The sequence below is a fragment of the Vibrio sp. 2033 genome, assembly GCF_033339735.1.
Map to the genome: position 1 here is coordinate 1 of NZ_JAWOVC010000039.1, position 13,682 is coordinate 13,682.

At 46.6% G+C, this 13,682-nt stretch carries 15 protein-coding genes; all 15 read right to left on the reverse strand.

Annotated elements, in window-relative coordinates:
- Positions 1–39: 39 nt before the first annotated feature.
- Positions 40–843 (reverse strand): tyrosine-type recombinase/integrase, encoded by an 804-nt coding sequence (locus R7P74_RS23465; RefSeq protein WP_171343455.1) that lies wholly within the window; start codon positions 841–843, stop codon positions 40–42.
- A 168-nt stretch (positions 844–1,011) separates the two neighbouring features.
- Positions 1,012–1,416, reverse strand: a complete 405-nt coding sequence (locus R7P74_RS23470) for a hypothetical protein (protein WP_318123217.1) — start codon at positions 1,414–1,416, stop codon at positions 1,012–1,014.
- The gene (locus R7P74_RS23475) at positions 1,413–1,931 is read right to left on the reverse strand and encodes a ParA family protein (RefSeq protein WP_072866719.1); all 519 of its coding nucleotides are present in this window, start codon (positions 1,929–1,931) and stop codon (positions 1,413–1,415) included. The genes R7P74_RS23470 and R7P74_RS23475 overlap by 4 nt, the downstream gene beginning before the upstream one ends.
- A 566-nt stretch (positions 1,932–2,497) precedes the next feature.
- Entirely contained in the window at positions 2,498–2,659 is a 162-nt protein-coding gene (locus R7P74_RS23480; protein ID WP_175547334.1) for a hypothetical protein, read from the reverse strand.
- On the reverse strand, positions 2,656–3,030 hold the full coding sequence (locus R7P74_RS23485; RefSeq protein WP_171343451.1) for a hypothetical protein: 375 nt from the start codon (positions 3,028–3,030) through the stop codon (positions 2,656–2,658). The genes R7P74_RS23480 and R7P74_RS23485 overlap by 4 nt, the downstream gene beginning before the upstream one ends.
- 62 nt (positions 3,031–3,092) lie before the next feature.
- Entirely contained in the window at positions 3,093–3,656 is a 564-nt protein-coding gene (locus tag R7P74_RS23490) for a hypothetical protein (RefSeq protein WP_318123219.1), read from the reverse strand.
- Between the two features lie 80 nt (positions 3,657–3,736).
- Positions 3,737–4,771, reverse strand: coding sequence for a hypothetical protein (locus R7P74_RS23495; protein WP_318123222.1), 1,035 nt, complete (start codon positions 4,769–4,771; stop codon positions 3,737–3,739).
- Positions 4,772–4,934: 163 nt separating this feature from the next.
- Positions 4,935–6,881 carry a hypothetical protein gene (locus R7P74_RS23500; RefSeq protein WP_318123223.1) on the reverse strand — a complete coding sequence of 649 codons (1,947 nt, stop codon included), beginning with the start codon at positions 6,879–6,881 and terminating at the stop codon, positions 4,935–4,937.
- Between the two features lie 3 nt (positions 6,882–6,884).
- Positions 6,885–7,532, reverse strand: coding sequence for a hypothetical protein (locus tag R7P74_RS23505; RefSeq protein ID WP_072866725.1), 648 nt, complete (start codon positions 7,530–7,532; stop codon positions 6,885–6,887).
- On the reverse strand, positions 7,523–7,843 hold the full coding sequence (locus tag R7P74_RS23510) for a hypothetical protein (protein ID WP_318123224.1): 321 nt from the start codon (positions 7,841–7,843) through the stop codon (positions 7,523–7,525). The genes R7P74_RS23505 and R7P74_RS23510 overlap by 10 nt, the downstream gene beginning before the upstream one ends.
- A 35-nt stretch (positions 7,844–7,878) precedes the next feature.
- Positions 7,879–8,238 (reverse strand): hypothetical protein, encoded by a 360-nt coding sequence (locus R7P74_RS23515; RefSeq protein WP_072866727.1) that lies wholly within the window; start codon positions 8,236–8,238, stop codon positions 7,879–7,881.
- On the reverse strand, positions 8,235–8,486 hold the full coding sequence (locus R7P74_RS23520) for a hypothetical protein (protein ID WP_258662618.1): 252 nt from the start codon (positions 8,484–8,486) through the stop codon (positions 8,235–8,237). The genes R7P74_RS23515 and R7P74_RS23520 overlap by 4 nt, the downstream gene beginning before the upstream one ends.
- A 140-nt stretch (positions 8,487–8,626) precedes the next feature.
- Entirely contained in the window at positions 8,627–8,758 is a 132-nt protein-coding gene (locus R7P74_RS23525) for a hypothetical protein (protein ID WP_301338077.1), read from the reverse strand.
- 381 nt (positions 8,759–9,139) lie between these two features.
- Entirely contained in the window at positions 9,140–9,403 is a 264-nt protein-coding gene (locus tag R7P74_RS23530; protein WP_171343445.1) for a hypothetical protein, read from the reverse strand.
- On the reverse strand, positions 9,400–11,637 hold the full coding sequence (locus tag R7P74_RS23535; RefSeq protein WP_318123227.1) for a phage/plasmid primase, P4 family: 2,238 nt from the start codon (positions 11,635–11,637) through the stop codon (positions 9,400–9,402). Before R7P74_RS23535 ends, R7P74_RS23530 begins: the two co-directional genes overlap by 4 nt.
- Between the last annotated feature and the right edge of the window lie 2,045 nt (positions 11,638–13,682).

The following is a 13,682-nucleotide window of genomic DNA, read 5'->3' on the forward strand; positions in this document are numbered from 1 at the left end:
AGTATAATTTGAGTTATATTACACTTTTTGGCCGTTCAATTACTCCATATAAGCGAACAGCTTATCCTGGGCGGATAGTTCTTCATCGCCTGTTATCCCAATATACCTCAAGGACATTGCTGGGCTACTGTGGCCGATAGTTCGCATTAATAGCGCGATATCGCGACCGGTCGCCTCGTATAAATGACGGGCGAACGTCTTACGCATCGAGTGACAACCTACGCGCACCGATTCACCTAGACCGTTTAACAAGTCTGTCAATTTGGAAAGTACAGCCCAAACAGCCTGACGTGATAGAACCCCATTTACGTTCCTAGCTCTGTTACTAGTGCGTAGTGTTGCGCGCGCAAAAATCTGATCGTTACTAATCACACCGTAACGCTCGTAGCGGGCTTTTAATGCCGTCAATGTACGATTGGATACTTTAGCTGTTCGTCGCTTCTCTGGTGCGGCGTCCTGAGCAGCTGCAATACGCTTATCAACATCAGCCAGCATATCGGCAGGTATTAACGCATAAATGTCCTTTGGTGAGGTGATAAAGATACGCATCATCTCGCTAGGGTCGGTGCTATTACGCGCTATTAGCTCGTTTTTGACCTTCTCCAACACCTTGAGACGTGCTCTCGCCTTACGTGCTTTCGTGCCTTTGTTCTCCGCAATGGAGATGACGCCGGTTTGCCAGTTGACCTCACTGTAACGGATCTCGGTAATGTCTGTTACACGGAAACCCGTTTCGCAGCCAATACGCCATAGGAGCCAATACGCCTCATCATGGTTTGCTTTGATGTGCTGCTCTGCTAGTAATAAGTGCTGTTTATTCGCGATCGGTTGTACTGTGGCCATGTGTTAGCCCTCCACTCGTTGCAATAGACGGATAAGTTGGCCACGCGTTAACAGTGGCGCGATGCGACGTAACTCTGATATGCTTAGATTCATATCGAAATGCTCCTTTGATTGTGTTTCGATTGCGCCCCGTTCGATGCTTGCCGGCTTGACGGGGCGTTTTGCTTTTTACCACTTAATACCAGCGTGTTTCTCCGCTAGTGCGATAACCATTTCACGAACGGACTTATACCCTCCGTCCTGTAGTAAAGCTCGCTGTAGTACCGCTAATTCATAAGGGTTCAATAACATCTGGAATTGTCCCGCTCGTACTTCGTGAGCATCGCGTTTATGTTCCTTGATGTACTTATCTAGCCATTTGGCATCCTCTTTATGCGCATCGATAGCTTTACGGTCGTCTTTCCATTGCTTTACTAACTTGGCCCTACGTTCTTTCTGCGCCTCTGCGCGCTCTTTGTTCAATCTCGATTTAAATTCTTCGTTCAGTTCATCTTCAATTTTCGATCGCGTGGTTAGAGGTTCGCGCGCGGCGGGCTTATCAACCTTATCGGCTTTCTTAGGGACTAGACTCATAGAATCACCTCGTGGATAAACGCGCTGATCTCGTTGCGGGTACGGCTCGTGTCGCGCTGCTCGCTGAAGTCTTCCAGCAAAGGCATGAACCAACGCGCAACGTTATGGCCTTGTGATTCTAGCCATTGGCGACGTTCTCTAAGTGCTTTGCTGTTAGGGCGTGCTCTAGTGAACACAAATGTACAACGGTCAATTAGACCTAGTTCGGCTAGCTGGTCTGCAACAAAAGGGATTTCTTTCGTGTCATTCACACCGCAACCAGTCGGGATAATAATTACGCTATTAGCATTACGTGCTGCATTGAGTAGGTCTAGCGTATCGGAAGCAAAAACGCCCGGCGTATCGTAGATACAGAAAGCCGCGTCGCTGTCTTCGCGTTCAATTATGTGCTGCTGCTGGTCAAGGTTAACCACTTCGGTAGGATACCCAAGGCGTTGTAATTCATTAGCAGAGTAATAAGCTAGAGTACTTTTACCGCTGCCGCCTTTCGTATTTAAGTAGATACAGTGTTTCATTAGGATGCATCACGCGCTGTCATTTACATATGTATATAACGTACATGTAAACGCGCAACGCGTCAACGCATTATTTAACAAGGTGATAGGGGTTTACAGGGTCTCCGTCTAAGTTCGGCGTAGGTTTACACTCAGCTAGAACCCTGCGGGCCTCTCTTACCATCTCTTTAAAATCTGTAACTAGTTGTCTAGCATCTTGAGGGATAGAGGTATTACTTATACTGGCAATAGCTACAGAATGTTTCGACAACCAACGGCGAGGCAATGAAACGTTTGTGTCATCCGCCACCGCGTGAGCAACAAGGTCATGTATTTCATTGGTATAGCTACGTAAACCTACATCCAGGTATCTACATTCTCGTCGCGCCTTAGCTTGAGCCTGTTCCTTTTTATAAGCCTCCACGAATGCGCGACGCTTCCCTAGTTCGGCTTCGGTTGGTAAACGTTCAACCGCTCTAGAGCGCGCGCGCTTCAAAAAGACTCTAGATTCCAAGGGCGTTCTAGCGCGTAGGATGTCGTAGACTTCGTTACATTCTTCTACGGTCTCACAGGGTTTAAAATGGCTATCAAACATCATCGTTAGGATCTCCTTGGTAAGAGGCTGCGACGACTACAAGGCCGTCGAGAATCAATAAAACCCACCCAATAAAAGCAAGCGGAACGATAACAAGGTATTTCAACTTACTTTCATTCAAAGCCTGTAGAGCGCTATCAATAAGGTTGTTCATCTACGGTCCCCGTATAAAGTCGGTTGGTTCTCTGCATGTGCAAATAACTGCCACTGCTTTTCCGTTAGGAGAAGGAGATAAAGCGCCCCCATGCGATCCCAAGGTTTCGGGTTAATGCTATCGAATACGGGCCATTTGCTGCCGTCGTATGAAATTTGATACACCCCGTTTGGGCTATCCGAACCTCGGGACACGTCTAAATAGCAACCAAATGTCCACGGGCTGTTACGCCCGAATCGCTTAAAACCGTGATAGTCGAGAGCATTCGGTAAAGGGATATCCGCTCTAAACCCAGCGAAGAAAGCTGAAGGATGATCTTTTGAATTATCCAGGGTAAAGACGTTAGTACTTTGGTTTACAGTTACGAGCATTGCTTTTGTCCGAATGAAGCGCCCAAACGTTACGACGTCGGGCGCGAGTAGTTAACTTACGTTTACGCATTGATGATCTTCGCTAGTTTGTCAGCGGTGTCAGTGTCACCGTTACGAACTGCTTCACTGTAACGCGCGTAAACGTCTTGCTCGGTATCACGCTTTTGCATCTTCGCGATACCTAAACCTTGAGATGTTTTATCTTGGTTAGCCGTGGCTTTTGATTTAGCCGCCTGCATTAGAATTTGACGCTTTATGTCAGCTAGCTTCTTACCTTTGTTTGATTCCATCACTTGCTTATGTGCTTGCAATGGGTCGGTGCCGCTAGCTTTAAGCTTGTTAATCTCGGCCAACAGCTGAGCATCAATCGTATCAATCATGCCTTTAGGGTCTTTTTCTGCGGTCTTGAGTAGTTGAGCCATTGCGATATCTTCAACATTCATAGGGGTACTCTCTTTTGCTTCGGTCACTGGTAGGTTTGTTTTAAGGAGCTCGCCGCGCTTGATCACTCGTTCGTAATCACCCGCATCGATGATTTCTTTCTTGCGTTCCGGCGTAACGGAGTTGAAAAGCATCACACCGCCACCGTTCTTCAGCTTAATAGCTTTAATTTCTTCGTAATTCATAGGTTTGAATCCTTATCACGGGTTTCGTTACATACGACAAAAAGAAACGTAATATACATATGTAACGAAATTTAAATCATCTACTTAACCGATAAACCCAACTGTTGGGCGAGCATCACAGCGTTATCTTTACCTTGTACGGCTTCGTCTAGAAGGTCTTGACCGTTGGCATCCTGTATCTGCCAGTAACCTTTACCTTTATGAGTAATTTTTACGCTGTCGTCATCAACGCTTTTGTCGTCCGTTGAACTGTCCACGGGATACGCCTCGCCTTCCAACTCGAACGTTTGATTCCACTGTTTACCAGGTTCGTTAAACCACTCGTTAAACGCGTTAGGTTCGTCGTTAAGTTCAGCGATAACGTCACCGTCTGTAACACGGACCACGTCTAACCCGCCTTTAACGCGCACCACTTTGATTTTGGTCTTAGGAATAGCTTTACGCTGATGTTGCTGCTTCTCTGGTGCGCTCGGTACGTCTAATAGCTTTTCTTCTGGTGCATCTAATTCAGCCATTTGCGCCAGTGCTCTAGCTGTTCGGTTGACGTTGTACGCAACGATCGCGTTTAGGAAAGCGTAAGGGTTGGTGAATTGCTCGAAACGGTTAGAACGTACACCGGATGTTTTATCGAACACGGCTAACCCTGTCCCATGCAAGATTGCTCGACGTAATGTGTCATTAACTTCTAGGTTTTTAGACGGCGTACCCGCTACATGGGTGTATTTATGAGTGGTATTTACAAGGCGTTCCAGTTCATCAATAAGGGGCTTTAGTTCGCTCATCTTCTCGGCCACTTTACCGGCTTGCTCAATGATTGAAGAACCACACTGATCGAACTCACTAAACAAATCGCGTTTCGCTTGAAGTTCTGCATCGCGTTTCGCTTTCTCTGCTTTTCGTTCTAGTTCGGCTAAAGCAGCGTCGATTGTCTTAACCTCTTGACCTAGAGGGATGATTTGCTCATCGAGTTTAGCAATAGATTCCTTTGCCTTGGTATCGCCCATAACAGCATTTAGAGCGTAACCGTCACGCTCTAAATTTAGCGCATCGATACGGGTCTTAATTTCACCGCGTTGTGTTTTCAGCTCGCTAGCCAATGATTCAAATTCTGTCATGCTCTTAGTCTCCTATCCGTTGATAAGTTAATTATTTCAACAACTTAGTGCAATGTCGAGACGTAGTATTTTATTTAGGCGTTTTCTTAGATTAAATTTAACGAAAAGACCGTTAGCATATAACACAATGTAATATACAACGGTCTTTTACATATGTATCTAGCTATAGATTTCGTTGAAGCACGTAGCTAGATTTCAAGGCCGAATTTGCCGGACTATACTCATCAGAGATCTGTTCTGCCATTTGAGTAGGCAATTCCTCAGAGATAATCAATCGCACCTCTTCTTCGGTTATAGACTGTTGGACGTTATCGATACGCCCTGTCGTCTTGTTCTCAATGACGATCTTAGCCGGCATCGAACTACCTCGACGGTAATTCCCGCTCCGCATTGATTCCAAGTCGCTGTAATACTGCCTGGTTTGCTGCGCGGGCATAATAAACTCGCCGTTCGAAATTCGAGCGGTGAAGCTGTCACTAGTACCAGTACCCGGACCGTAAGCCATTCCCCCCGTAGCGAAAGCCGGTGTAACCGCTTCTACCGCAGCCTGTAAAGCTCCCGTCTCAACCGTAGCGAGTGCGACGTTTCCCAAATTCGCCGGGAAGGGCGCTGAACTCCACGCCGATGCGATCGCGTCATATGATGAATAAAGTACGCTAGTAAGAGTCGCGGCTTTCTGGACTGCCAGTAAACTCCGGTATATTCCGCTACTTTCCCCCGCAAAACCTTGAGTTAGCGATAAGAGGCTACCGAGTCCACTAGATGCAATATTCGCACGTTCCTGCATGGTCTTCTTATCGATAGCCACCAATGCTGCTGCATGTGCCTCTTGGTCGCCAAGCTCCTGCTCTTGATATTCCAACACACGCTGGCGTTGTTCTTCTAAAGCGGTCAATCCTGTAGAACTGTCAACTAGGCCAATGCTAAACGCGGTTGCTTCGTCGCCCATACGCTGCTCTTCACGTTGCGCCTGTTTCGCCGCTTTCTGAGCTTCAGCCTGGTCATACAAAACCGTGGCTAATTCTCGGGCCTGTGCGATTTGTGCTGCTGTCGCATTCTCGCTAAGTCGCTGCTCTGCTGTTAGTGCGGCTTGCTCTCTGGCAGTTAGACCAACCATTGCTACCTGGTCTTCTAATCGTTGCAGATACGCGCCATCACGGTCGTACATTTTTACACTGTCGTTTAACGTTTGCTGTTGCTGAGTCAGTTCGAACTCAGCACGCAGTAACGCTTTGTATTGCGCGACCTGTTCCGCAGTAGCACCCGCCCCGAGACGCTGAACGCCGGCGAGAATGAATGCTTCTTTATTCAACCCTTGTTGCTCTAATCGTAGAATCTGTACTTGCTGCGCCTGACGTTCGATCGCTTTAGTAGCGTCTTTATCAGCCGTTACAACACCGTTGACCGTGTCAGTGTAAAGCTTCTTGAGTTCGAGCGTTTTCTCAATCTCTTGGTTCAACGTATCAGCATTGGCACGCTGCTCGATTAACGCCTCGTTCCATTCCTCAGCTTTAGCGCTACTAGGGTAACGCGCTAGGTTGGCCGTGTATGTCTCAATCTTAGCGTTAACTCTCGTCAGTTCGGCTTGTTGCGCGGCGTACTCTTTTGTCGTTTCAGCCAATCCAAGCGTCGCTTGTGACCGCGTTAAGTCTTCCGCTGCATCGATGTAATCAAGCGTACGCTCTGTGAGGGTCTTAGTTGCATCTGCTGCGCTATACATCCCACCGGTCATCTGGCCGATTGCAATACCTGCGACGGTAGCCAGAGCACCGGCTAATGGATTAATAACCCCTAGCAATTGTCCGCCTTGGATACCGAATACCATAGCGGCGTTGGCTCCGGCACCGAGCTGAATCGCGATATCACTTATCTGGAACCCGGCTTGGCCTACAAGCCCATTAAACTGCTTTAATGAATTTGAGGATTTCTGAACTTCCGTATTCATTTTCGACACGTTAGTAGGCATTTGAGCGAGCGCAGTACTTGTCTTATCGACGCGAGCCGTTGTTACATCCGCAGCTTTACCGACACGGTCTAAGGAAGTCTCTGCAACCCTCCCGCCTTGTACCGCCCCTTGTGGGCTTATCTGCACATCTACATTAATAGCCATGGTTTAACCTCTCTTAGGTTGTGAATTGCCGCGAACGGCGTTTTTATAAATGTTTGCGGCATCTGTCGCACTCATATCAGCGGTAACTTGCTCAATCGGGCCGCCGTTACCACCGGTCAACTCTTGACGTTCGATAAGCTGGCCGTATGACTTAGCTAATAGTTCTGATGCGCGCAGTTTCTCTTTGTTGCCATACTCATGTGCAACAATGGCTCGGCGTTGCTCGAGTGCATCCTCGGTTGCGAATGCGTTAACTAACTCAATTCGTTTGATAAAAGGTAAAGCCTGCTGAGGCAACGCGACACCTGGCTTCAGAACGGTACGCATATCAAAGACAGTACGGCGTTTATCGGGAACCTGTACGATTTCGCAGATCCCCGCTTCAACTAGGAGAGTTTCAATCCCTTCGGTAATGGCGCGCCATTGGTAACGCAAACCGGCTTGCACCGCTTCGGCTTCTTGGGCGGTTGCTTCAGCTACAAACGCGTTACGTTCTATAACCTCTTTCTTCTTCCACAGGTCAGTAGCGTATCGCTGTTGCCCATCTCGGCTTAACTCTGGTCGGTAGTGAGAGACTGCCGCAACTTTCGAACGCACCGCGCCGGATTCGAAGAGCGTTAGGATTCGTTCATCGGTGAGGCTTAATGACATTGCGCACCCCCGTCTTTCTTCTCGTACATCGCCTCAAGCGTTTCAAGCGTGCCCCGTAACACTATGAAGTCGCGCGCCTCAATAACGCCTCGTAACATTTCTAACGCCTCCCTGTGTGTGCCGTTGCTAGCACATGCAAAAATAGGTTTGTCGAAACCTAACGACCAGTAGATGGGTGTCGGTTCGGTGGCATTCACAACCATATCTAGTGAGGTAGATATCTTCGCGGCGAATTCTGGGACCTTTAAAAGTTCTTCAAAATCCCCTAAGCAAACACCATGTTCTTCAAAGAAATGAATAGTCGGGTTCATAGTTGTCACTCTCCTGTATCTGTAAATTAGCAAGTTTAGTAAATCGGAATAGGTAAGCTCGGATCGCTTCGCCACGGTTTTGTATTTAAGTAGTGCGCTACGATGTCGTGCATTCGGCCCGTTAATTGTTCGGTGGTCGCACTACCACGTTCTAACGTCCAGTTATCCAATTGCTTATAACTGTACCCGGCGAGTGTTAAAGCCGTTCGGGTTATTTGCGTTAGGTTTTTGGGGTCTTCGTTACCTGGCGGTCGCGGCGTACCGTAACAGCCTAGCGCACCGTTAAGTGCAGCCTCATAGCGCCACACCAGGCGACGCTTTGGGCTTGATTGCCAACGGTAAGTGCTAGACAGGGCAACGCCCCATCGGCTTGCGATAAGTGCGTTTATCTTCATATTGCGTTGATTAACTCTTGTCGTAACGTAGTTTCACGCTCTGCTGTAGGTTGGCTGATAAACCAAAGTAGAGCCTTAAGGACGTTGAAGTGTTCGCGGATCGCGAATAGAGGTTTTCCGATGACAGTAACGACGCTTTCAAAGCCGTCAGTTTTACCGTTGTGGATTTCAGCTAATGCCGTTTCTAGGTTTAAGGCTAAGCGGTCAAATTCCGCGCCCTGTAAGTTTCTAAGTGTTTCAATTTGCATCTCGATAACTCCGGTTCGTTGTTTGGGTTATCGCTCCGTAGAAAGGCCAGTTTCGCTCCCTTGCCTTTCTAGGTCTTATTATACGTAATTTACATATGTAATACTACAACCTAATAATTAACGCTTTTAAGGGCTTTGCGCTACTTAACACGCGATACGAACGTAACGAATAACCAGTAGCGTATACGCGTATCGATGTAATGCAGACAGTGACCAGTGATGTAATGCGTGTAACGGGCGATGAGTGTTGTCAATGTTGCTACTTTTTTCACTCAACCTTTTATTAGCGTGAATTAATACATTATTTAAGGAATTAATACTAATTTAGGAATTATCTTAATAAGGTAAAAAACCAGCAACATTGACAACAAACCCACGAAACCCTTATAGGACAGGGGCTGCGACGTTGGCAGCGATTAGCAACATTAGCAACATTAGCAACATTTTTGACAACACCTAAATCGGGTGTAGGCACTTTTTGACAACATGTAGGCACTTTGTTGCTGGTTTTAGGCCCGTTTTGACAACACCTAAAAACACTCATTACGGTACGACATCTCGTAATGCGCATATTACGGTACAGAACACTGTAATAAATGACGGATATAAAAAAGCCCCGCGTAATGCGAGGCTGTTATTCGTTTTCTATTCGGCTATCCCAGTGATTGCCCGTTCTCATCAATGTAACGTGCCAACGTCGGTAACTGGTTGGACGCCAAACATCCTATAGCGTATGCCGCATGATTTCGCGTGATTGGTAGGAGTTTATCAGCAAGGCCGAACGCAATCGGGCACGCCTTGCCATATTGTAAGTATTCTCTAAGAGCGTTTATTGCGTAATGTTTAATACCGTTAGGTTCGTTAAGAACGGCTAAGGGCTTGACCGAACCGTTAATGATAATAGTTGGTGTGATCATGAGTTCACCGCCTGAGCGTTACTGAACAACTCGGTTAGGGGGTCGGCGCACGTAACGCCGACATACCCTGTAGTTACCTTCCCATCGATGCGCATTCCTCTAGAATGTGTAGCACTTGGTACTGCACCAAGTAGCGCGCGTTTAAAGGCTTGCCCCGTTAACGGTCGGGAACCATTACTAACACACCAAGAACGATAAGCGGAATAAAGTTGTGAAGCCGGAACACGCTCTTTAATATCAATCGTTACTTTCTCACGAATGAAAGGAAATAGAGGGTTTGCACGGTCTTGCACATCATCACGCCATTGCTGCGCGGCTTCCGGTTCCACAAATCGGCCGCGTGCGTTAAGGCGACGTAACGCCACGATACAGCGATTAATAATGCCAGGTATCTCCGCGATTAATCGTGCCTTTAGCGTAGTGTCTTCGTTTCCGTAGAAAGACTTGTTAAACGGGCAGATTATAAGGCGTCCGGCTAATGCCCCTGAGTCGTCTTGAAGGTTCAAAACGTTGTTGGTTACGATGCTGATCTTACCGGCAAATTTCGTAGTAACCGCCGTTTTGAATTTACGGTCGAACGTTAAAGAATCGCCGCCGCTGATTGATTTCATGTTACCAACAACCGCACCCGCTTCATTACGTGACGGATTGGCTGCATCGGGAACAACAATAGAGAGTTTATTACTAAGCATGTGGAGCTTACTGTCTTTGCCAAGGCCGTTAATATCCACGCTGCCGTAGTTCGCAACGCCTTGAATAGACTCAAGGATGCTCATAATTGTTGATTTACCGGAGCGCTGTTGACCGATAAGCATCGCAATCTTTTGATAACGGTAATCACGCGTTAAGTTGTAGCCGATCCATTCTTCAATAAACTGTACGCGCTGCTGGTCGTTCTCAAACGTAGAGTTTAGGAAAGTTTCCCAAGTTGGGGCCGTAGCTGTCGGAGAATAATCAAAAGGAATGATGTTAGAGCAAAGGTACCCCATCGTATGAGGTAACAGCTCACCTGTATTAATATCGAGGATGCCATTGTTCATTAAGATCAAACCGTCGCGGCTTTTGCCTTGGTACGTGTTCCACTCGTCGCAATGCGTAAAGTGCTGTAGCATTTCGAACGTGCCTTTAACTGTACCACTGCTAGGCTCTGCGTTAAGCATTGCACGTCCTAGAGCAGATTTAATAACCGCGTCGCTTGCGTGAACCCACGACTTACCATCAAACCAGTAAAACTCCATGTCGTAACATTTCAGCGTACCCGATGGGTAACACTCCGTTAGGAAGCGAGTCGCGTTTACGGTGTGGTTTGACTTGTCGTATCCGGTACCAACGCCGATGTGTTTCGGGTTCTCGCCAGTAACGGGGCTAGTTGACGGATTAGATACTTGGTCCACTGTTGGGGCCGTTTGTTGCGGTACGAGTCCGGCATTAATGAAAGCAGCTACAGGAGAGGCAACCCCTTGAGGTGACGCACCATAGCTAAACGCATTTTCTACTTTCTCGCGCAGCTCGTCAGGGTTCCATTCCGGTTCGCAACGCGGATTAAAGTACTCGGCCATAAGCATGTAAGTAGTGTCTTTACTTAGTCCGAAATCCTTACAACGCGCTGCAGCTGCAAACGTAGCTTGATCACCGCCTTGGTTTTCGATAGCCGCCTCACAGCGTTTAAGGTGTTGAGTTGCTCGGTCGATCGCGTAAGCGTCGTCTGACTCGATAAGCACTTCGCCGCGTTTTCCGGCGTGCGCTTCCGATACGTTGTGTTTGTTTAACAGTTCGATAAGCCATGTCGGGCAAGGTGCGATAGGTTTACGCGTAACGCATTCGTACACATGACCAGTTTCATGTATTGAACCTTCAGCGGCCACTTGGCCGTTTGTAGCTCGAATATCCGCGAAACCTGCAATACGTACCGCATTGCGCATAGTTTCCATACCTTGAGGCATCTGGTAGTAATAGTGCAGACCTTTGGCACTTGAAACGCAATACGTATCGGACGGACAATCTAGGCCGTTTTCCATCAAATACATGATGAAAGCGTCCATATCATCCACATCAAATACGAAAAAGCCTTTACCGCAGATAACACCAAAGTTACCCGTATGCGACTCAATTGCGCCCGGTTCGATAGGATTGTTCGGCCAATCGTTAAGGATCGGTTTCTTGCCACTAAGAAGAGTAAGCGGGAAGCCTGCGCGTTGGAGCGAAGCCGCCGTTTGTTGTGCGTGCGTGTTCATAATTTAGCTCTCTAACTCTATTGATTAATGGTCTTAAGCACTTCGGGTCGCTCCTCCCTCTACTACCAAGACAGTTGTTTTTACAACGCGTTACGCTCGTTAACGTTGCTGTTAATATGGTATAGGGTTCACACAAGATGAGTCAAACAGGTCATTTTCGTAAGTTGTTGATTAATAGATGAAAATAATGCGTTACAACATTACTTTATGAATATTTTGCATAGTATTAGCCGCATGTAATGATAAAAAGCGATTAACCTACAAATGTGCTTTACATATGTACAAAGCCATGTTTTACTTAAGAGGTAGTTATTACTACCTATAGCTCTCTATCGAAGGTCTCGTTGTTGACCAAATGAAAGCCGCCGGATTCGCTCCCCGTGCGGCTTTTTTTTATTTGCTTGGCTCCAGACGTCGCCCTCCCGCACCATTAAGGCTTAGGATAGGCTAATCTTGCGGTGGCTTAGAGCTGCATATCGTTTCCAATACGCTGCACCCCGATTGCATCCCCCACCGTCTAACCTTGCAGATTTACACACCGAAAAACCGCCTTTTCTTACTAGCTGGCGTTTTCTCATTCCTCAGCCGTTCGGCTGTGCTTCTGTTTAGGTTGTTAACGTCGGGATTGCTGTTCTGCAATCATTCCCCGTTATACAGCGACCATACCGCCAACGCGCCAACAAACTCATGCTTCCAACACGCGACGACACGCTACAACGTAACGCTAAAGGTATAGCCCGATAGGGGCGATAGAAATGCAGACGAGAAAAATGCTTGAAATGGTACAGCCTATACGGCTACACTTGTAGAACAGTTTTTGGCTTCCTTGTCTGCAAACATGGTTGCCCGCGAATAGAACGCGCTAACGTTGCTATTCACTAAAAAGCCTCCTACGCCAATAGGGGGCTTTTTGCTATCTAGTCAAAATATTACGCTCGATCCGTTTGAGGATCAACGAAAAGATCCTTTGCTTCGTCACGTTGTGTAGCAACTTATCCTCGAGTTGCAAACGTAACGAACATGAGTTATATTTAACTTGTGAGTTGCGATAGTCGGTGTCCCTTAGGGGTAGCGCTCATGGCACCAGTTAAACTGGTTTCCACCAAAGAGTGGTCATAACCAAGACGCCCGGCAGTGAAATTTAATTTCCAGCAAAACCCCCTTAATTGGGGGTTTTGTGTTTCTGGCGCTATTACTTTTTCGACGCGATATAGCTACTTAAAAGCATGCAAAATCGCTTACCGCCGTGATTCCTTATGTCAGCAGGTCTATTATTTCTCCAATGGGCACTTCTCACCCATATTTCAAATTGAATGTCGGCTTTCTTCTTGTGATTTAACCGCATACATATATACCAGCCGTCATGCTGACCAACGGCGGAGCGATCCTCTTGTCTGTATACAATTTCCCGGCTACCGCCCTCTAAACAGCTTCTATAAGAAAGGTCGCTAAGAATCTCGGGGAGACGCTTTGAGAATTCCCAACGTGTAGGACAGAAAACTCTATACTCGGTAGTACCATCTCGTTTAGTTTCGACAGTTATAACCTGAGATTCGTTATCCTCGTCAGTCTTTTTTCTTGAAAAGCAGTGATTGGAGAAAACAATCTTAACTGGGGTTTTAACTACAGGGGATGACTTAGACAACTTAACTTCAAAGTCAGTAATAAATGATTCCATATGACTTAAATCATAAATGACGCCATCGTCGGGGTCTGTCCACGTCCTAGCATTTTTATCGTGCATAATATTTCGTTATTTTTATTAATTTTTGTATGTCGCTAAAAAAATTAATAAATAGTTCCGACCTATACAAGATGAAAATCATCTTTTTCACCTAAAAAGACTTATCATAAAATAAATGAGGTTCTGCGAACTCCCGTACACGCTGGCTACACGAAGGAATTTACATTTCTTCATGTATAGAATTATTTTCAACAAGAGCAAATTAGAGTTTGTTCTTGTTGAGAATTACTATCAAATTCTTAGACGCCATAAGCGCATATAACGAAGTATAATTTGAGTTATATTACACTTTTTGGCCGTT